The sequence below is a fragment of the Shewanella sp. cp20 genome, assembly GCF_000832025.1.
Classification (GTDB): Bacteria; Pseudomonadota; Gammaproteobacteria; order Enterobacterales; family Shewanellaceae; genus Shewanella.
Map to the genome: position 1 here is coordinate 451,856 of NZ_JPII01000017.1, position 20,272 is coordinate 472,127.

At 53.0% G+C, this 20,272-nt stretch carries 17 protein-coding genes; 10 read left to right on the plus strand and 7 right to left on the minus strand.

The features are described from left to right. Nucleotides 1-227 precede the first annotated feature (227 nt). Nucleotides 228-1,439, plus strand: a complete 1,212-nt coding sequence (gene fabB, locus DB48_RS06590) for a beta-ketoacyl-ACP synthase I (RefSeq protein WP_041509466.1) — start codon at nt 228-230, stop codon at nt 1,437-1,439. Nucleotides 1,440-1,743: 304 nt separating this feature from the next. Here the strand turns inward: fabB and DB48_RS06595 are convergent, their stop codons facing one another. Then, entirely contained in the window at nt 1,744-2,481 is a 738-nt protein-coding gene (locus DB48_RS06595; RefSeq protein ID WP_041509467.1) for a YciK family oxidoreductase, read from the minus strand. A gap of 260 nt (nt 2,482-2,741) precedes the next feature. Here DB48_RS06595 and DB48_RS06600 point away from each other — a divergent pair, with 260 nt between their 5' ends. The 4 genes from DB48_RS06600 to DB48_RS19650 all read left to right on the plus strand — a co-directional run bounded on the left by DB48_RS06600 (nt 2,742) and on the right by DB48_RS19650 (nt 7,533). Continuing rightward, complete coding sequence (locus DB48_RS06600) at nt 2,742-5,228, plus strand: VolA/Pla-1 family phospholipase (RefSeq protein WP_041509468.1); 2,487 nt, start codon at nt 2,742-2,744, stop codon at nt 5,226-5,228. Nucleotides 5,229-5,350: 122 nt separating this feature from the next. After that, nucleotides 5,351-6,382: a protease SohB gene (sohB, locus tag DB48_RS06605; protein ID WP_041509469.1), complete on the plus strand. Its 1,032-nt coding sequence runs from the start codon at nt 5,351-5,353 to the stop codon at nt 6,380-6,382. 138 nt (nt 6,383-6,520) lie between these two features. Beyond that, nucleotides 6,521-6,790 (plus strand): hypothetical protein, encoded by a 270-nt coding sequence (locus DB48_RS20385; protein WP_052813677.1) that lies wholly within the window; start codon nt 6,521-6,523, stop codon nt 6,788-6,790. Nucleotides 6,791-6,816: 26 nt separating this feature from the next. Then, nucleotides 6,817-7,533 (plus strand): helix-turn-helix transcriptional regulator, encoded by a 717-nt coding sequence (locus tag DB48_RS19650; RefSeq protein ID WP_235375357.1) that lies wholly within the window; start codon nt 6,817-6,819, stop codon nt 7,531-7,533. Here the strand turns inward: DB48_RS19650 and DB48_RS06615 are convergent. Together DB48_RS06615 and DB48_RS06620 are read right to left on the minus strand one after the other, a co-directional pair. Continuing rightward, nucleotides 7,530-8,756, minus strand: a complete 1,227-nt coding sequence (locus DB48_RS06615; protein WP_041509470.1) for an SO2930 family diheme c-type cytochrome — start codon at nt 8,754-8,756, stop codon at nt 7,530-7,532. The two genes, DB48_RS19650 and DB48_RS06615, sit on opposite strands and share 4 nt — an antisense overlap. A gap of 52 nt (nt 8,757-8,808) precedes the next feature. Then, nucleotides 8,809-11,460 carry a parallel beta-helix domain-containing protein gene (locus DB48_RS06620; RefSeq protein ID WP_041509471.1) on the minus strand — a complete coding sequence of 884 codons (2,652 nt, stop codon included), beginning with the start codon at nt 11,458-11,460 and terminating at the stop codon, nt 8,809-8,811. A 308-nt stretch (nt 11,461-11,768) separates the two neighbouring features. Here DB48_RS06620 and DB48_RS20210 point away from each other — a divergent pair, with 308 nt between their 5' ends. Then, on the plus strand, nt 11,769-11,909 hold the full coding sequence (locus DB48_RS20210) for a hypothetical protein (protein WP_160290141.1): 141 nt from the start codon (nt 11,769-11,771) through the stop codon (nt 11,907-11,909). Between the two features lie 186 nt (nt 11,910-12,095). Here DB48_RS20210 and DB48_RS06625 read toward each other — a convergent pair whose 3' ends face one another. Then, the gene (locus tag DB48_RS06625) at nt 12,096-12,689 is read right to left on the minus strand and encodes an arylesterase (RefSeq protein ID WP_052813679.1); all 594 of its coding nucleotides are present in this window, start codon (nt 12,687-12,689) and stop codon (nt 12,096-12,098) included. A gap of 34 nt (nt 12,690-12,723) precedes the next feature. Between DB48_RS06625 and DB48_RS06630 the strand changes: the two genes are divergently transcribed. Next, complete coding sequence (locus tag DB48_RS06630) at nt 12,724-13,476, plus strand: ABC transporter ATP-binding protein (RefSeq protein WP_041509472.1); 753 nt, start codon at nt 12,724-12,726, stop codon at nt 13,474-13,476. Further along, on the plus strand, nt 13,476-15,926 hold the full coding sequence (locus DB48_RS06635) for an ABC transporter permease (protein ID WP_041509473.1): 2,451 nt from the start codon (nt 13,476-13,478) through the stop codon (nt 15,924-15,926). The genes DB48_RS06630 and DB48_RS06635 overlap by 1 nt, the downstream gene beginning before the upstream one ends. Nucleotides 15,927-16,303: 377 nt before the next feature. On the opposite strand, the gene DB48_RS06640 is transcribed toward DB48_RS06635, so the two are convergent. Together DB48_RS06640 and folX are read right to left on the minus strand one after the other, a co-directional pair. After that, complete coding sequence (locus DB48_RS06640) at nt 16,304-17,227, minus strand: TIGR01777 family oxidoreductase (protein WP_041509474.1); 924 nt, start codon at nt 17,225-17,227, stop codon at nt 16,304-16,306. 98 nt (nt 17,228-17,325) lie between these two features. Continuing rightward, a complete protein-coding gene (folX, locus tag DB48_RS06645) occupies nt 17,326-17,691 on the minus strand; it encodes a dihydroneopterin triphosphate 2'-epimerase (RefSeq protein WP_011866196.1) in 366 nt (121 codons plus the stop codon). A 75-nt stretch (nt 17,692-17,766) separates the two neighbouring features. Between folX and DB48_RS06650 the strand changes: the two genes are divergently transcribed. Both DB48_RS06650 and DB48_RS06655 read left to right on the plus strand, forming a co-directional pair. After that, nucleotides 17,767-18,885: an AI-2E family transporter gene (locus DB48_RS06650; RefSeq protein ID WP_041509475.1), complete on the plus strand. Its 1,119-nt coding sequence runs from the start codon at nt 17,767-17,769 to the stop codon at nt 18,883-18,885. A 49-nt stretch (nt 18,886-18,934) separates the two neighbouring features. Next, nucleotides 18,935-19,852, plus strand: a complete 918-nt coding sequence (locus DB48_RS06655) for a class I SAM-dependent methyltransferase (protein ID WP_041509476.1) — start codon at nt 18,935-18,937, stop codon at nt 19,850-19,852. A gap of 38 nt (nt 19,853-19,890) precedes the next feature. On the opposite strand, the gene DB48_RS06660 is transcribed toward DB48_RS06655, so the two are convergent. Next, on the minus strand, nt 19,891-20,115 hold the full coding sequence (locus DB48_RS06660) for a hypothetical protein (RefSeq protein WP_041509477.1): 225 nt from the start codon (nt 20,113-20,115) through the stop codon (nt 19,891-19,893). Between the last annotated feature and the right edge of the window lie 157 nt (nt 20,116-20,272).

Consider the following 20,272-nt stretch of genomic DNA (forward strand, 5'->3'; position numbering starts at 1 on the left):
TTTGACCCGCTATCGCCGATAAATGGCTGAAAATTTCTTCGAATGTAGGCATTTTGTCACTATTTTGTGCGTTATTCGGGTGTTCGGTAGCCAATGAATTTACTCTCAAGGGGATATTAGGCATTATTTTACCTGCCTTTATGGAAAGCTGACCACTTAAATGCAGTAAAAGCGATACTATTGGCGCAGCTAAATTGGTACTAGACGTACGGAATGGATAGTAAATAATGAAAAGAGTCGTGATCACCGGCCTTGGCATAGTGTCAAGTATCGGTAACAACAAGCAAGAAGTCACCGAGTCACTCAAAGCGGGTCGCAGTGGTATTACCCACTCAGATCAGTTTGAAGAAATGAAGCTTCGTAGCCATGTTTGGGGCGACATTAAGTTAGACCCTAAAGAGCATATCGACCGTAAAGCATTACGTTTTATGGGTGATGCAGCCGCATACGCTTATATTGCCATGGAGCAAGCGATAGCCGATGCTGGCCTCACCGAAGAACAATATTCAAATCACCGCGTCGGTATCATCGCCGGTACTGGCGGCGCGTCATCGGCTAACCAGGTTCAGGCTGCCGATACTCTGCGTGAGAAAGGTGTGAAGCGCGTTGGTCCTTATATCGTGCCACGTATCATGTCGAGCACGGCCAGCGCCTGTTTGGCCACGCCTTTTAAGATCAAGGGTATGAACTACTCAATCAGTTCGGCTTGTGCCACCAGTGCTCACTGTATCGGCCATGCGGTCGAGTTGATTCAGATGGGTAAGCAAGACATGGTCTTCGCCGGTGGTGCCGAAGAGGTGGATTGGACCCTGACCATGGGCTTCGACGCCATGGGCGCACTGTCGACTAAGTATAACGACTGCCCAGAGAAGGCTTCTCGTACCTATGATGCGGACCGTGACGGTTTCGTTATCTCTGGTGGCGGCGGTATCGTGGTTGTCGAAGAGCTTGAGCATGCACTTGCTCGTGGCGCTAAGATCTACGCCGAAGTGATCGGCTACGGTGCTTCTTCAGATGGTTACGACATGGTTGCGCCATCGGGTGAAGGCGCGGTGCGTTGTATGAAGATGGCTCTAGAAGATGTCGACACGCCAATCGATTACATCAACACCCATGGTACTTCAACGCCTGTTGGTGACATGCGTGAGCTGGAAGCCTTGGCCGAGACCTTCGGTGACAATCTGCCTGCTATCGCATCGACTAAGTCGTTGACCGGTCACGCGCTGGGCGCTGCGGGTGTGCATGAGGCTATCTATAGCCTTATCATGATGGAGAACAGTTTCATTGCACCAAGCATCAACATCGATAATCTTGATGAGAAGGCTCAAGGTATGCCTATCGTGACTGAATATCGTGATGCTGAGCTAAACACTATCATGAGCAACAGCTTCGGCTTCGGTGGTACCAATGCCACCCTGGTGATGCGCAAGTACAAGTAATTGCTTAGCTGTTATTAAAGACGGTTTTTTAAAGACAGTGATAAAAAAGGGGAAGCGAATGCTTCCCTTTTTTGTGGCTATTTTTCGTCTGACATCTTTCTGTTAACGCGTAATACCAATCACAGTAAACATGTGATCAGAAATAGCGCAGGAAAAACGCTTGAGAACAAAGCAGGATTTTTAGATAAGTAGTTATTCTACAATTAAAAATACTAATACAGTTATCGAGCGTTTTAACAAGCTAGAATGATCAATTATTTATTACGATTGGTATAAAATGCGCCCAGAGTGGGCGCATGCCTGATTACTGCGCGTTAAACTGCTGGCCCGTGACGCCTTTAGCATCGTCCCCCATGAGGTAGAGATAGGTGGTCATGATCGCTTCTGGGGTCTTGAGATCCTGTGGGTTCTCGGCTGGGTAAGCATTGGCGCGCATCTTAGTGCGGGTCGCACCTGGGTTGATGCTGTTAACGCGCAGGTTGCTGCCTTCATATTCGTGCGCCAGAGACTGCATCATGCCTTCGGTGGCGAATTTAGAGATGGCATATTCACCCCAGAAGGCGCGTCCCTGACGACCGACACTGCTGGAGGTGAACAGGATAGACGCAGAAGGGGCTTTCTTCATAACAGGCAGCAGCGCCTTGGTCATCATGATCTCGGCGACCACATTGACCTGTAGCACTTCCTTGACCGAATCCATCGAGATATGTTCGAAGGGGCCAAGTACACCCAGCAGGCTGGCGTTATGCAGCAGGCCGTCGAGGTGACCAAACTGCTGTTCTATGGTTTCGGCCATGTCCTGGTAGTTCTGCTCTGTGGCGCCCTTAAGATCCAATGGCACGATTGCAGGAGTCGGGTAGCCCGCCTGTTCTATCTCGTCATAGACGGCTTCCAGCTTCTTGACTGTCTTGCCCAGCAAGATAACGGTGGCACCATGTTCGGCGTAGGCCAGAGCAGCGGCGCGGCCAATACCATCTCCGGCGCCAGTGACCAGTATCGTTTTATCTTTAAGTAAATCTTTTGCTGCCTGATATTCCAACATGAGTCAATTTTTCCTGTAAGCGGAAATCCCCGCCATTTCTATGATTTATTCGAGCCTGATACGCATGTTTTAAACAAATGATTGATTAATGACCGTCAATCTGTTGTTTGTGTGTGACAAAATTGTAGCTAACTCAATAATTTTGCGTTAACTTGAGTGGCAATAAGGACGGTAAAAGTCCTATTGGTCACGCAAGGAAGACTATTGTGACCAATTTTTGGGGAAAACAAAATTATTACAACAAGATTTGGGGAAAAAAGATGAAAAGACTCTTTTTGGGTGTCGCAATTGCATCCGCATTGGGAATGGCTGGTTGTAGCGAAGATAGCGTCGATCAACTCGCAGAGAAGACCGAGCCGCTAATCCCTCTGTCACACATGGTATTCGATCCTGCTAACAGCAAGGTACCATTACCCAACGATCTACTTTTTAGCGGCACCACAGACGGTACTCTGACCATGCCGGGCGAGAAAGCCGACGGCACAAGCGATTATACAGACCCTCAGATGGCGTTAGGCGCCCTGGATGGTTGGTCTACTACCTCTCCCATTTCGATTAACGTCGAACCTGCGGCCGACCATGACGGCACCATGCTGACTCTGGCGGCAGCCTCTGTGGCACAGCCAGGCGCGGTGCGCATGTTTGAAGCCACTGTCGGCGGTCCACTCTCATCGGACCCCGAGTGTCAGTCTGCGCCTTCGGTTTCAGCCTGTAAGATAGGTAACGAGCTACAATTTGGCGTCGATTTTGTCGCCAGTGCCTCTGGCAACACCATCGCTATCGTGCCGCTAAAGCCGCTTAAGGCGGGTCAATCTTATGTGTATGCCACGACCGATCTGATTCAAGACTCGGCAGGCCGTCCTATTGCGCCGTCAACCACCTACGGCCTGCTTAAGCTGGATATTGAGACTAAGCCACTGGAAACGCCAGAGCAGCTGATGCTACAAGCCTTGGTAAACAGCTATGAGAAGGGGATGGCCGCCGCTCATGGCGTCGATGCTTCGACCATCAGCTACTCAGGCCTGTTTACCACTCAGTCGGTAAGCGATGTCTATGAGACGACTAAGCTACTGATGTTGCAAGAGGGCACACCTTTTGCCCCGTCTATCTCAGTGCCACAGCCTCATCCGCTGGGGATCACTGTTGCTCAGGCCGCTGGCTTGAAACCTGAAGACGGTGTGGCATATGTGGTCTCTAGCCTCGCCGATGTGTATGTAGCTGAGCTGACACTGCCGACTTTCGGCGGCTGTAACTCAGTGATGTGTAACGGCATCAATGGTAGCTGGCATGCGCTGGGCGACAGTCCGGTTGCCGTACTGCTGGCGCTGCAATCTGGCACCCTGAGTCAACAAAATTACGGCGCCCAGGCCGTGGCTCACGGTATCGATCCCGCGGCCGGCCTAGCCAACCCAGCCCTGTTGGCAGGCAAGAGCTGGTTACTCGATGATGGTACGCCGGCCGATAAGGCCAAGCACCTGACTAAGTTCAATCCTATCCCGGCTCCAACCGGTAGCGAGAAGGTGCCTGTACTCATCTCTATGCCAAACGCCGAGCGTCTGGCGCAGTTCTACGCCTCACAAGGCTTACCTTTTACGCCGCCTACGGCAGGCTGGCCAACCACCATCGCCATGCATGGTCTAGGCGGTGGTAAAGAGATGTCATTGGCCTACGCCGGTAGCTATGCTGCCATGGGCGTTGCCACTATCGCGATCGATATGCCACTGCATGGCGCGCGATCGTTCGATGCAAATGGCGATGGCATCTACGAGGTATCGGCGAGCGATCCAGCATTTGGTGCCGTTATCGGCAATACAGATGCATTTAAGAACGGTAATCCGCTGGTGTTTGTGAACCTGGAAAGCACCCTGGCAGTACGTGATAACTTCAAACAGGCCACAGTGGATCATCTAGGGCTGCGCGCCGCCTTGACTGGCCTTGCCGGTGGTTTAGCCGCAGCGCAGATGCCGCAGATGTTCGATATTACTAAGATCAGCGCACAGGGTCTGAGCCTGGGTGCTATCGTGGGTACCGATTTTGCTACCTATGCCAACTCTGGTCTAAACCATCCTGTTAATGGCGCTGATCTTAGCTATGTGCATAAGCTCAATGCGGTTTCTCTGGTGGCACCAACCGGTGGGTTTGCCGGTACCTTCATCGGCTCCGAGACCTTCGGTCCACTGCTGTTTAACAATGTGACGGCAAGCGATACCTTCCAGGCGCTGGTGGATAAGGCTAACGTTGCCGGTTACGAGCCGGGTACGCCCGAGTATGCGGCCCTAGTACAGGCTGTCTATGCCGAATTCCTGCCAACTTTCGCCTTCGCGGTGCAGACTGCGGTCGACAGTGCCGATCCAATTAACCACGCGGCTCAGTTAAAGGCTAATGAAATGCCGATACACCTGATTGAGGTAGTAGGTGATGGCAGTAACTTGCCGGATCAGGTGTTACCTAATCGTGTAGATAAGTTCCCTGTATCAGGTACCGAGTCATTGATCGCAGGCCTTGGCCTCGAGTGTATCGATACCACGACAGTAGGTTCTGGTGCGGTACGTTTCAGCAAGGGGCATCATAGCTCTATCGTGAGCCCAAGTGAGGTGCCTGGCGTGACCGATGGCAGCGCCGCAGCGGCCACGGTTGAGATGCAGCAACAGGTTGCCGCATTTGCTCTTACCGCCGGTAAAGGTCAGGCAAGTGTGCTAGTGCAGGATGACTCTGTGATTCAGCCTTGCGCCGTACCCGCAAACTAATAAGTATCACTCGATAGAAAAAACCCAGCTAGGCTGGGTTTTTTTATGGCTGGATTTGTTATTGCACTCAGGGCTGCTAGAATAGCGGCCAGATTTTTAAGGCCTGATCACGGAGCTGAATTTTGGAATTTTTGTATGAGTATGGACTCTTTCTGGCAAAAGCCGTCACCATAGTGGTGGCCATCGTTGCCGTCGTCGTGTTGATATTGGCGTCTGCGGTAAAGCAGAAGGCCGATAAGGGGGAGCTTAAGCTCACCAATGTGTCTGAAGATCTTAAGGCACTCAAGCATGACTTGAAGGAAGAGCTGCTGAGCAAGAAGCAGTTTAAGGCCTACGAGAAAAGCCTTAAGGCAGAGGCAAAAGCCAAGGAAAAAGCAGAGAAGGCCGATGGTGAAGCCGCGCCCACGCCTCGTGTGTTTGTTATCGATTTTAAGGGCAGCCTAGATGCCAACGAAGTGGCGTCGCTGCGTGAAGAGATCAGCGCCATCTTAGCCATTGCTGAAAAAGGTGACGAGGTGGTGGTGAATGTCGAGAGTGGCGGCGGCATGGTGCACGGTTATGGCTTGGCGGCAAGCCAACTCGACAGACTGCGCAGCGCCGAGATCCCGCTGACCATCTGCGTCGACAAGGTGGCCGCGAGCGGTGGCTATATGATGGCCTGTGTGGCTAACACCATCTATGCCGCGCCTTTTGCCATCGTTGGCTCTATCGGTGTTGTCGCGCAGATCCCCAACTTCAATCGTCTGCTGAAAAAGCATGATATTGATTATGAGCAGCATACCGCAGGTGATTTTAAGCGCACCCTGACCCTGTTTGGTGAAAACACCGATGAAGGGCGGCAGAAGTTTCAGGAAGAGCTGGAAGAGACCCACGTGCTGTTTAAGGCCTTCATCAGCAAGTATCGCCCAACGCTGGATATCGCCAAGGTGGCGACCGGTGAACATTGGTATGGCCAACAGGCGCTGGACTTGGGGCTTGTCGATGGTCTGTCGACCAGTGATGACGTGGTGATGAAGCTCGCCGAAGAGAAGACGGTGATTAAGGTTCGCTATCAGCTTAAGAAAAAGATCGCCGACAAACTTGCCCACAGCGCTTCGTTGGCCGTCGATGCGGTGTTTAATCGCCTCGCGCAGAAGAACCAACCGCTTAGCTAAAGAGGCCACTCTTCTACCGAATAAAAACCCGTCTTTGACGGGTTTTTACATATTTGTAACTTTTTAATCTCTTCGGGCTTTTACTCACCCACGAAATCTTATACAAAATACTATTCCCCAAAGTTTTTGTGAGATGAGATGACGAGTAATACCCGCTATCAGGCGACGCTAAAGGTTGGCGATCAATCTTATCCCGCCTATGAATTGAGGAGTCTGGTCTATTTTGTGGCTCGCCGCTACGGTCAATCCCAGGCAGAACGCCTCGGCAGCGAGATAGGCCTGGGTTTAAATGAGCTGGCTAAGCTCAATTTTGTGTTTGTCTGGCAAGTCGACTATGCCATGGCCTTTCTGGCCGACTTAGATCAAGATCCTCAGATTGGTGCACGATTGGGGAGACCTACAGGGTAGAAGATCTAGCGCTTATCTGGCCCTATCTGGCCAAGTGTAAAACCCTCGGCGAATGCCTGGAGTTTGTTATCGCTCACCCGGAGCTGGTGGGGAGTGTCTCGGATACCCTGGTGAGTCAGGGTGAGCAATACCTCTATTTTCGCTGGCTCAATACGGCGAAGATCTCGGCTCGTCATTTTAGTCTGCAGTTTCAAAACAGTGTCTGTTCCATGTTGGCCTTGGCGCGCCAGCTAACGGGGCAGGATGTTAAGCTCGAGCGGGTGCAGCTGGCCACTCCGGCTCACGACAGTGAATTTCTGGCGGGGTTTTGCCAGGCCGAGGTGAGCTTTAATCACGAGTTTTTCGAGTGGGCCATCTCCCTTGAGGCACTCGGCTTGCCCCTGGTGTACGACTTCTCCCAGCTACAACTTGACGAGCAGGCCTTGCATGACACCTCCTTGATCGAAAAAGTGCTGGCCATCTTAAATCAAGATTTTCCACAGACTCACAAGCTTGAGTCTATGGCGCTGAGGCTCAACATGAGCGATCGCACCCTCAGGCGTCACCTTGCCAACGCGGGCACCAGCTATCAGAAGCTGGTGGATCAGGTACGCTGCCAGACGGCAATCGGCCTCATCGTCCAGGGTGACAAGAGTATCGTCGATATCGCTGAGATCATGGGGTTTGGCGACGTGAGCCATTTCCGTCAGAGCTTCAAGCACTGGCTTGGCCTGCCGCCAGGCCAGTTTATTCGCAAGATCTAGCCTGAATGTTGGCAGTTGCCCAGGCTTGGCGGTAGGCCATCGATCCAGGTTTGCAGAACACTCAAGGCCTCTACATGACTCAGGCTGCGGCCGATAGGAGGCATGCGATCTTTAGGGGCATCCAGCATCTGGCGATAGAGTAAGATGGAGTGCTCGCCATCGCCGGGAATGATGTCATAAGAGAGCCCTTTCTCACCGCCATCCCAGCCGAGAGGCTGCTTACATATCCCATATTGAAAGCTGGTGTGGTCCACATAGAAGCCCAGGCGTAGCCCTGAGATGCTGGCAAATCCTTCGGCCCTGTGACAGTGGGCGCAGTTGATATCTAGGTAGCCCTTAGCTCTGGCGGTCAGATCGGCATTATTATCTGTGATCGCCGGCGCCGAGTCGGGCGCGCCGCTATCTGGCAGCCCAGTCAATCTTGCTTGAGTGCGCCAATGTTCGAGCTGATTAATCCTTTCCTTGTTGACCAACACATCATGATTGAGCAGATAGGGCTTGAGGCCTATGGGATAGATATGGGTGCCATGGTCGCTGGCGCGTTGATGGCAAAGCTTACATTCGGCCCGGCTGGGAACATGATAGGTGAAATCCAGCTGCTCGCCCTGACGCGTCAGGCTGTGGGTCTGATTGGCTCCGGCGATGGTGAGGTGCGCCTCGCCGTCTTGCCAAAGATAGGGCAGCGCCGTCCAGCCGTTTTCGCGGTGTATAAGTAGCCTTGTTTCCACCAAGGTCTCATTGGCTTCCCCGGTAAGCTGAGTATCGCTTGGCAGGGCAAAGGTTTTGACCAGTACGGCGCCGACCGGCAGGTCGAAGGTATCGCTCGGGTTATAGTCGATTTGGCTTCCCTCGGGTAGGAAGATGAAGCGGTACTTGTGGGCGTAGTTGGTAAACAGTTGGCTTGAGAGTTCATAATTAAACCCGGGCGCATTAGGGCTGCGAGTCGGTTTATCTGGCTGTTGAAACAGCCGGTATTGGGATAAAGTCGGGCAGTCTTCTGCCATCAGGGCCTGCCAGTTGATCTCGCCCTCCAGGCTATCACACAAGCCCTGTGCGGGATCAGTGCCGCCCGTTTGCGGTGTGCCGGGTTGGCTGGTATCGGTTTGGCCAGTGTCTGATGGATTCGAGGTGGTGTCATCGCTGCCGCCGCAGGCCGCAAGGCATAGCAGCAAGAGGGTTTGACTCAAAAGCGGGAGCATACCTTTTACTGGGCTGGTTAACATAGTCTGGGCTCATGATAAGAAGGGCCGCCTATTGGCGGCCCTTGAGTTGGGGTTATTGAGAGCAGGTGGCCAGCGGTAATCGCTTGATCCACTCGGCAATCAAGGCGGTGCCTTCTGTGTGCGACAGGCTGCGACCTATCTCTGGCATGCGATCGCCAGGTACTGTGCTGTCCATACGGAAGTGTAAGATAGAGGTCTCGCTCGAACCCGGTACCACATCGTAGCTCAGCGAGCCACCGCCATAGGCGATAGGCGACTTACAGGTACCGTGAGAGTAGCCGCTGTCTTCGTCATAGGCGCGCCAGAACTCAAGTTTTAGCCCTGTGTTAGAGGCGTTACCTTCCGGACGGTGACAGTGGGCGCAGTTGATATCCAGATAGCCCTTGGCGGTCTGCATCAGCTCTACATCTGTCATGGCCGCGACCTTAGCCTCATCGCCATCGTGGAAGGCGGGCACAGTGGCTATGCTTGCCGTGTCTGGTACGCCCTGCAAGATCCCGGCGGCTTGCCACTTCATCAGCTGGTTCATGGTGCCATCGCTGTAGGCGTAGTCTTTATTCAGGTGACGCGCCTTAGGGCCGATGGGCACGAATACCGCGGCGTTGGCATCGTCACTCTTGAACTGGTGACACTGCTTACACTGGTTCATGCTCGGCACCACATAGTCAAAATCCAGTGTCTTACCGTTGTGAACCACCTGCTTGGCCTGAATGGCGCCTGCCTTGGCCAGCACGGCATCTGTCTGCTCTGCATTAAATACATAGGGCAGGGCCGACCAGCCGGTGGCACGTTTGATTAACAGACGGGTCTCGACCAGGGTCTCGTTGGCCACACCGCGCTTGCTGGTGTCACTTGGCAGGGCAAAGGTCTTAGTGATCACTGTGCCGACAGGGAAGTCCATGCTCTCGTTAGCCGAGTAGTTGGCTACCTTGCCTTCAGGCACGAAGACGAAGCGGTATTTGCTGGCATAGTCGGTAAACAGCTGAGTGTTGAGATCGTAGGGAATGCCGCCTGAGTTGGCGCCAGTGCTAGGATCTTTGGTATCGGCAAACAGCTGATAGTCAGAGAGGTTAGGACAGTTGGCGCCCATTAGCGCATCCCAATTCACGCCAGGGGTAGTGGTGCTGCATAGGCTGAGATCGCCATCGCCCACCAGACCGCCTTCACCTTCGCCTATGGTGCCGCCACCACCGACCAGGTTACCACCGTCACAGCCTTGGACATCATCATCTACGCCGCAGCCGAAGATCTGATCGCCAAAGGTGACCGTATGCACCGGCAGGCTCACCTGGGCACAGTCCATGATCTTATCCTGGGTCTTCTCATAGAGGACGTCGGCGATGCTGATGTCAGTGTTGTTGTTGGCATATAGACGCCCGAAGGAGACATCGCCGTTGTCACGGGCACAGATATTGTCGCTACCATCCTCGGCGAATGGCTGTTCCTTAAGCCCCAGGTAGGCGGCGGTGCCGTTGTTGGAGAGCATCTCGCCCAGGCCATCGTAGAGGATCCCTGGGAAGGCGCCATGGCTCAGCAGATAGGCCTTGATGACATCTTCGATCAGGTAGCCGTTGGGCTTCTTGCCATAGTCTGTGATGACGTTGTCATGCAGATAGATGTTACGCGGGGTCGGGCGCCAGCCATCTTCTATGGGTTGTCCCGGCTGGCCATAGTTGCCCACGAAGGTGGTCATGTCTGGCTCGGCGATAAAGAAGCTGGAGACGGTCACCCCTAAGGTGTCGTGGCCGGTGATCTCGTTGTTGAAGATCTCTACATCGTTGGTGGAGAGGATGATCACCCCTGTGCCCGGCGGCACAATATGTACCCCGGCAGGGTTGGACGAGGCGTTGGCGAAGTTAGGGGTATTGTTGTTATAGACCTTGTTGTTGAAGATACGCACGCTTGAGCCATATCTGTGGTTGTTGATCGGCAGATCGAACACCAGGATACCGCCCGTGTTGCCCATGGCTTCGTTGTCGTAGACGTCGGCGTATTTAGAGTTTTCAATTTCGATACCCGCGACGTTTTCCTTAGCGATATTACGGCGCACGACTATGTACTCAGACTGGCCGACATAGATACCGGCATCGGCGCTGCCCCGTACATAGGTGTCTTCGATGAGGATGTTTTCACACTCTACCGGATAGAGACCGTAGGCGCCGTTGTCTTCGTCCAGCGCGCCCTCCCATACGGTAGCCAGGCGTCTTAAGATGATGCCGTTGGTGTTCTTCAGCTTGATGCCGTTGTTCTTGGCCTCATTGACCGACAGATCCTGGATGGTGATGTTAACGGCATTTTGCACGAAGATACCATCGCCGGTGATCGACTCGGAGAAATCCAGCACAGTCTCTTCCATGCCGTGGCCCATGATGGTGATGTTCTTAGCATAGGCACCATCGCCATCCACATCGCCGTCAAACAGCAGGGTCGACGCTATCTTAAAGTGGCCCTTGGGCAGCACGATCACATCGTTGCTCAGGGCGTTGATCAGGGCTTCCTGGATGCGGGTGGTGAGGTTTTCACCATCTTCTATGATGATGGCGCCGACGGGAAAGCTTGGGCCGGGATCCGTTGGCGTCGTGGTAACAGGTGGTGTCTCGACGTTGGGTGTTTCGTCATCGTCTGAGGAACAGGCGGTGATGGAGAGGGCCACTGCACTGGCCACTAAACTTGGGAGCAGCCACGAAGGCATCTTGTTGAACATAGTATCTCCTACTTATTGTTATTATTCCTACCTTAGATTGCACTGACGTACTAGATAAGCAATGTGAAATCTGGCCAACAATCTATTAACATCTGGGCTAATCAGTAGTTTAGTACATTTTTTAAACAGGTGTTTAAGATAAAATTGAGGGAAAACAGCTATGTGTGGAATTTATCAAACAGCAAAATTTCCCCTGTCAAACTGGTAGGAGCAGTTGATTTTAACCTTGAGGGCTGATAGGTAGGCTAATTACCTGGTTCTAGTTCTAGTTCTAGTTCTAGTTCTAGTTCTGGGACGGATGCATTGGGATGAAGCCTGTTGCGGTGAATATCCACAGCGATCGCCGTGAGATCTTTAGCGGATCAGATCAGGCGCTGAGCAGGGATTTCGTTATCTGGTGGTTTAAAGCAAATGAAAACGGCAAAGATGGCTGCATGCAACTGGCGTAAGAGTAACCACCTGTTAGCATAGTTTTTTGGCGCAAATCGTTAACGCGAGCCTTTGGCGAAAGTTAAGTGAGCATTCTGGGGCAAGATGTTCAAGCCTTTGTATAAGTCCTGGTATAAGACTATTTATAAGGCCTTGGATAAGGCTTTTCTATAAGATTTTGTATAGGTTCTTGCCCCTAAGTGATCCTATTCACTGGCGTGCTGCGTATCGATAAGCCAGGGGCGGATAAAGCTGACAATATGCGGCTGCGCCTGCTCGTTGGGGTGTATGCCGTCGGCCTGCATCAGTTCGGGATGAATGGCTATTTCCGTCATAAAGAAGGGCACTAAGGTCACGCCATGCTCGGCCGCGAGTTCCTGGTAGACCTGGGTAAACTGCTTGGCGTAACGCGGGCCATAGTTAGGCGGCACCATCACCTCGCTGAGCAACACTTCGGCGCCGGATGCCTTAGCGAGCTGGATCATTTTTGTAAGATTATTTTTCAACTGCTTAGGTGAGAATCCACGCAGACCGTCATTGCCACCCAGCTCGATAAAGACCCGCTTGGCCTTGGTCGAGTCAAGCAGGGCGGGGAGTCGACGCAGGCCGCCGGCCGAGGTTTCGCCACTCACCGAGCCATTGATGATGGTGAGCTCAGGGGATTGCTGCTGCAAAAGATGCACCCAGCCCTTGTCTTGTTCCATGCCGTAGCTTGCGCTTAGGCTATCACCTAAGATCAATATCGGGTTAGCATGGGCCTGGGGGATCAAAAACAAAGCGAGCAGGCAAGTAGCCCGCAAAAACCAGCTTAAGCGACGAAGCGAGAAGGAATTTATGTTAGAAAATAGTGCTATCAAGGTCAGTGATCTCTATAAATCGGTAACTACCCAAGAGGGAGAGCTTACTATCCTCAATGGCATCAATCTGGATGTCAAGTCGGGGGAGAGTGTGGCCATTCTTGGTCCTTCGGGATCGGGGAAGTCGACCCTGCTCGGCCTGTTGGCGGCGCTCGATTCACCAACTAAGGGGGATATCACCCTGGATGGCGTGGCACTTAATGGGCTGGATGAGGAAGGCAAGGCGGCACTTCGCAAACAGAAAGTCAGCTTCATCTTTCAGTCTTTCATGCTGGTCGACACCCTCAATGCCCTGGAGAATGTGATGTTGCCGGCCGAGTTGTCGGGTATCACCAATGCCAAGCAGAAGGCGCAGCAGATGTTGGAGCGTGTGGGATTAAGCCACAGACTCAACCATTTCCCCAATCAGCTGTCGGGCGGCGAGCAGCAGCGCGTCGCCATTGCCAGAGCCTTTATCTGTGAGCCTAAGGTGCTGTTTGCCGATGAGCCGACGGGTAACCTGGATGGCGCCAACAGCGACCGGGTTGCCGACATGTTGTTTGAACTCAACCGAGAGAGCGACACCACTTTGGTGTTGGTGACCCATGATCTGCAACTGGCTAATCGCTGTCAGCGCCGCTTGAACATGCAGGCGGGGCAGTTGAGTGAGGTGCCTAAAGATACCGAGAATGAAAGTAAGCGCACTGCCGAGCAAGATGTAATCCGTTCGAGCGCGGCGGAGGCGAGTTAATGGAGTCTCGCATCGCATGGAAGTTATTTAAGCGAGAGTTGCTGCAGGGCCAGCTGTTACTCATCATCTTGGCGATCACCCTGGCGGTATTGTCGGTAACGGGACTGGCGCGGGTTAGCGAGCGCTTGCAACTGGCGATTAACGGCCAGGCATCCAAGTTTATCGCCGCCGATCGCATCATCAACTCGCCGGTTCCTTTAGATGAATCTATCCTGGCTCAGGCCGACGCCCTAGGGCTTAAGCATGTGGCCAGCATGCAGTTTAATTCCATGGCCTATGCAGGTGATGCCTTTCAGCTGGTCACCGTCAGGGCGGTGGGCGAGGCCTATCCGCTAAAAGGGGTGATAGAGCTGAGCGATGGTCCGACTCAGCAACTCCCGCAATCGGATACCATCTGGTATGAGACTCGTCTCGGCGGGATATTGGGCTACCCGAAACAACTTGAGCTCGGTAATGCCAACTTCAGCCTGAGCGCCGAGATAGCCAGACTACCCGATGCGGGCTTCAACCCCTTTGCGTCATCGCCCGTGGTGCTGATGCGCCTCGAGGATGTCCCTAAGACGGGGGTGATACAGCCCGGCAGCCGGGTCAGTTATATTCATCAGTTTGCGGGCGACAGTGACCAGCTAAAGGCCTTCGAGGAAGCGGTCAAGCCGCTGCTGAACAACAGTCAGCGCTGGGTAGACGTGCAGTCGGGAGACTCGCCCATTGCCGGCGCGGTCAAACGAGCTGAGCGTTTCTTGCTGCTAGCCAGCCTTCTAGGTATCGCGCTCGCCTGCGCCGCCATCGGCATTGCGGCGCAGCGTTACTGTCAGCGCCATTTCGACGTGGTCGCCATGCTGAAGACCTTTGGCGCCTCCAGTCGTCAGATCCGCATTCTCTTTGGCCTGCATCTGTTGTTCGTCACCCTTGCCGGTATCGTGCTGGGGCTTATCGGCGGTTACCTGCTCGATGCCATGATAAGTGCCTACCTGCCGGCATCGATATCGGCATACTCGCCGCCAGTGTTTAGGCCCATCGCCTTGGGAATCGCCACCGGCCTCATTTCGGCCTTCATGTTCTCGGCTTATCCGCTGATGAGGCTGCTGGCCATTCCGCCCCTTAGGGTGCTGCAGCGTCAGCTCGAGGGAATTCAGCTGGGGATGTGGTTACATCTCTTACTCAGCATATTGGCGATGGCGCTGCTGGGTTATCTCTATTCTCAGAGCCTAGTGCTTACCCTGACTGTGGTCGCCGGCGTTCTGCTGCTCGGCGTCTTGCTGAGCCTGTTTGGCTTTTTGTTGATCCGCGTAGGACACGGCGTGGGGATGAAGACCACCAACCCTATGCAGCTGGCCTTGGCGGGGCTGAGACGCCGAGCCCGGCAGAACGCGGTGCAACTGGTGGGCTTTAGTAGCGCCTTGGTGTTACTGCTCACTATCATAGCGCTACGCCAGGATTTGCTCGATGAGTGGCACAAACAGCTGCCGGAGAAGTCGCCCAACTACTTCTTGGTGAATATTGCGCCCGAGGAGCAGGCGCCGCTGGAAGCCTATTTTAGTGACAATCGCGTCAAGGCGACCGATATCTATCCTGTGATCCGCGGCCGTCTCGTGGCGATCAATGGCGAGAGCCTGATCTCTGCCGAGCAGGCCGAGGCTGGGGCCGAAGGTCGGGTCGGTATTTCTCGTGAGCTCAACCTCACCTGGCGCACCTCTGTTCCCCCCAATAATGAGCTGGTGGCCGGGCATTTCAACCAAAAGGCAGATGAAGTCTCGGTCGAGTCTGGGGTGGCCGAGCGTCTCGGCATAGGCTTGGGGGATGAGCTCAGTTATGTGATCGACAATCAGCCGCTAAGGGTGAAAGTCGCCAGCATTCGCACCGTTCACTGGGAGACGATGCAGCCGAATTTCTTCATGATCTTCCATCCCGACGCCTTAGCCCCCTTTGCTTACACCTCAATGGCGAGCTTCTATCTGGATGATAGCAAGCGCCCATTGGTAATTGAGTTGATCAAACGTTTTCCGACCGTCTCCATCATAGATGTTGGCGCCATGGTGAAGCAGCTAAGGCAGATCATCGACCAGGTCTCCTTGTCGCTGACCTTGGTGTTGGTCTTGGTGCTGCTGGCCAGTAGTCTGGTGATGATAGCCCAGACAGAGGCGGGCATGGCGACCCGACAACGTGAGCTGGCGGTGCTGCGAACCTTTGGCGCCTCGGGTTGGTTGCTGCGTATGGCTACCGCGCTGGAGTTTGCCCTGCTTGGCCTGATAGCAGGCTTACTGGCCGCCATAGTGGCCGAGTTTACCATCTATCTGCTAAAGACCCAGGTGTTTGAGCTGGTGGTTTATATGCATTGGGATTGGTGGCTGTTGGCGCCACTTTCCGGTGCCGTCATCGTCGCCCTGCTGGGGACCTGGCGCTGTCGTCAGCTATTGCTTAAGTCCTGTCGACAACTCTTGCAAGGCTAGGGCCTGTTGACCTTTTGAGAACAATTTTTGTTCTAATTGAGCACGTTCAAATCGCGGCATGAGGCTTGAAGTATAGTTATTCTATATAAAAGCCGAGTAACAAAGCGTTGAACGTGCTCAAGACGAACCCTGTGGGCAGCGTCTGTATCATTTTTCTACTGCGTTATCGCTCATTGATGTAGTGCACTAGATTACAATCGCTCTGCCTTGTATAAAAGCGATACAGAATGCTGCAAAAATGAACGCGAAAGATAAACAGGCCTAGTGAGAAGAAGTGAAAGGTAGCGGTGCGAGTGCGTTATCGCTGGCGCCGCAGCTCCTCGGTTATAGCTTGTTTCTAGGTTATAACTCGTTTCTAGGTTTTAGCGTCTGGCGATTTATGGGTCGCCAAATAGACTCGCCAGTGCTTCATTTAGGTGGGTATAGTGAAAGCTAAAGCCTGCCTGGGTCAAACGCTCAGGATAGACGTATTGGCCTTCGAGTAATAGCTGAGACATCTCCCCGAGGGCCAGGCTTAACACGGGGGCGGGCACAGGTAACAGGGTTGGACGACTCATAGCCGTGCCTAAGGCATTGGTAAATTCGCGATTGCTGACCGGGTTAGGGGCGGTGGCATTATAGATACCTTGGCATTGCTCGTTATTTAACAAGAATAGGATGATGGCGATCAGATCCTCTCTGTGGATCCAGCTCATTCCCTGTTTACCCGAGCCGACCACTCCACCTGCGCCCAGCTTGAAGGGTAACAACATCTTCTTCAGCGCGCCGCCGTTTAAGCCAAGTACCAGGCCGATGCGTATGATGCAGACGCGGGTTATCTCCTGGCATTGTAGGGCAAGTTCCTCCCACTTGGCGCAGACGCTATGGGGAAACTTTTCCTCTTCGCCTGTGTCTTTGAAGTGGGCGAGATCGAAGCTCTCGTCTAAGTGCTCCTGTTTGTCATGATCGCCATAGATGCCAATGGCCGAGCCGCTGATGAAGACTTTGGGCGGTGTCTTGCTGGCCTCGAAGAGTTTGGCTAGACGAGCGGTAATATCCCAGCGGCTGTCACAGATCTTCTGCTTAACGTCCAGGCTCCAGCGCTTGTCGGCAATGGCCTCACCCGCTAAGTTGATGACAGCATCGAAGCCGTCGAGGTTGGTCAGGGCGCCAAGGTTGCCCAGCAACTTATGCTGATTGCCAACTATCAGGTGGGCCTTGCCAGCCGAACGGGTGAGCAAGGTGAGTTGATGTTCCTCTTCTAAGGCCTTGACTAAGGCCTTGCCTATGAATCCGGTACCGCCCGTGATCAAAATCCGCATGCCGACTCCATTTTTTTAGGGGATATCAAAAATATACACCATAGCGCGCGATTAGGATCACTTTTAGGCGGCGGTCGCGATAGGAATGTGATGAGGGCTTAGCCCTTTTGATAGCAGAGCTGCATCGAGACAGAGTCGGCAAATCTCAGGGCGTGTGGTTTGTCTATCTCCACAGATGCAAAATCGACCCATTCGTGATCGCTGGCAATGCTTAACACCTGATCCGTGAGGTGTTCGAGCAACGAGAAGCGATTGTTTTCAACTAAAGCAATGATTTTTTTCGTTATCGTGCGATAATTCAGGGCATCTTGCATATTATCGCTGTTGCGGGCCTTAGCGGCGCAATAATGGATTTCTGCGTTGATGGTGACGTCCTGCTTGTTGTTGATCTCATCTTCCTTTATGCCGATGTAGGTGCGAAGACGTAGGTTTTTAATTCGAATGATGGCAATTTCTGGTTTCATGAGCGTAATTTTTCTTGTGTAAGATTTAAGTTAAGCCTATCAATATTATGGGTAATTCAGAAGGACTTTATTTAGATGACTCGATTCGATAATCAGGGGGTTGCGTTTAAAGGCTTTGCCATCATGGCGTTTATTGTCGTGATCCTGGCAGGGATAAAAGCCGCCAGCCCTATCGTGGTTCCCTTTGTGTTGTCGGCCTTTATTGCGGTGATCTGCAATCCGGCGATCAACGGCATGACGCGGCTCAAGTTGCCTCGGGCTCTGGCGGTGGCCATTATGATGGTCTTTATCGTGTTAATGGGGCTCTGGCTGGCTTCTCTGGTGGGCAGCTCGATTAACGAATTTTCCCGTCAACTGCCAGTCTATCGCGATCAATTGGTGGAGCAGTTTGCCTGGATATTGACTAAGTTGCAGGCGTTCAATATCGAGTTATCCAAAGAGCAGATATTGGCCTATTTTGACCCAGGGATCGCCCTGTCGATGACCACTAACATGTTGTCCAGTGTCGGCGGCGTGATGGCCAATCTCTTCCTCATCATACTGACAGTGGTGTTTATGTTGTTCGAGGCCCAGGACCTACCTAAGAAGCTGCATTTTGCCCTAGACGACCCGGACATGCGTATTAAGCAGATAGACAAGTTCCTGCTGTCGGTGAACCAATACATGGTGATCAAGACGCTCGTGAGTCTGGGGACGGGTGTGGTGGTGGGAACGGTCCTGGCGATTATAGGTGTAGACTATGCCTTGCTCTGGGCCGTGGTGGCCTTCCTGTTTAACTATATCCCTAACATAGGGTCTATCATCGCCGCGATTCCGCCTGTGCTGTTGGCCTTTATTCAACTCGGCCCTGCGGGGGCGGGGGGCACGGCGCTGCTCTATCTGGCGACCAATACCGTGATGGGTAACATAGTCGAGCCTAAATATATGGGACGTGGCCTGGGGTTATCGACCCTGGTGGTGTTCCTTTCTTTGATCTTCTGGGGTTGGCTGCTGGGCTCGGTGGGTATGCTGCTTTCGGTTCCGCTGACCATGATCGTCAAGATCGCACTGGAGTCGAGTCAGAGTGGCAGCTGGCTGGCCATCTTGCTGTCCGATCGCGTCGATGAGACCTTGATTAGTGCAGAGGCCAAGAATGACGCCGAGGCTTCAACCGATGCCGTTATCGATAGAGCCTCTGATGCCGAGAAGCAGTGATTCATTATTCATACAAGTTTAAGTTTAAGTAATAGGTAAATAGCGTTAAATGGAGTCATTTAAACACGCACTACAACAAGTGCAATTTTCTGAGGAAGCCGAGCGGCTGTTTCATGGCCGTGGTGGTCGCTATGCGGGGGCCGAGCATCTGTGTCTCGACTGGTTTCCGCCGGTCCTGCTGCTCACTAGCTTTAAAGAGATAGATGAGGCGGCGCTTGAGGAGCTAACCCAGGCGATTCAGGCGCGCTGGCGTGCAGAGAAAGGGGAGCAGGCCTTCAACCTAGTGTTTCAGCACAGGTGCGCCGGGCAGACCCAGACCCATCTGCTATATGGCGAGGTGCCCGAGCCTCATATCGTCAGCGAAAATGGCGCGCGTTTTCAGGTGCATCTGCTGCGCGGACAAAATCATGGCTTGTTTCTCGATATGCGCGCCGGGCGTGCCTGGGTGAAAGCAAATGCGGCCCAGTCCAATGTGCTTAATCTGTTTGCCTATACCTGTGGCTTCTCTGTGATGGCGCTGCAGGGCGGTGCCGATCAGGTGGTCAATATCGACATGAGCAAGGGGGCATTAGCCATAGGCAAGCAGAACCACCTGCTTAATGAACTGCCCCATGGTGCCCGCTTTCTGGGACACGATATTTTTAAGTCCTGGGGCAAGCTAACCAAGATGGGGCCTTATGATCTCATCATCGCCGATCCGCCGAGTAATCAGCGGGGCAGTTTTGTGGCCACTAAAGATTATGCTCGCCTGCTGCGCCGACTGCCTCAGTTGTTGGCCCCAAATGGCGAGGTCTTGCTGTGTCTTAATGCGCCCGAGCTGGGGATAGATTTTCTTAAACAGCAGGTGGCAGAGCAGAGCCCGACGCTTGGGTTTGTCGAGCAGCTGGCTAATCCTGAGGTGTTCTTGGATAGCGATCCCGATAAGGCATTAAAGGTGTTGCGCTACCGCCAGCGGGAGCGGGCATAGCGCAACTGGGCTCTTGGCATGGCCATGAGCCGCTTAAATCAGTAGCGATAGAGTTCTTGAATCAAGGATTGACAGTGTGACTCGATGACCTGGGCTATCTGTTGGTGGTCCAGGTTTTTTAATGCCGAAATCTCGTTAAACAATTTTTCTTGTACGTCGAAGGGCATGGACATGGAGTCCATGAACATGTGGATAGATAAGGTGTCTCCCTGCGTAAACAGGTCGGCTAACCTTTGAGCCTCAAATTCGATCAGCGTGTTCATTGCATTACCTCATTCCTGCCTGCGCAAACCATTCGCTATTAATTAATTGATAGCAGTTCTCATTTGAGTCATTAGATCGTTTTATTGTAAAGAAAATGTTTTTTAGTTTTCGCAGCATTAAAAAAATGAAAGACTTTCACCTTGCTCCTTGAATATT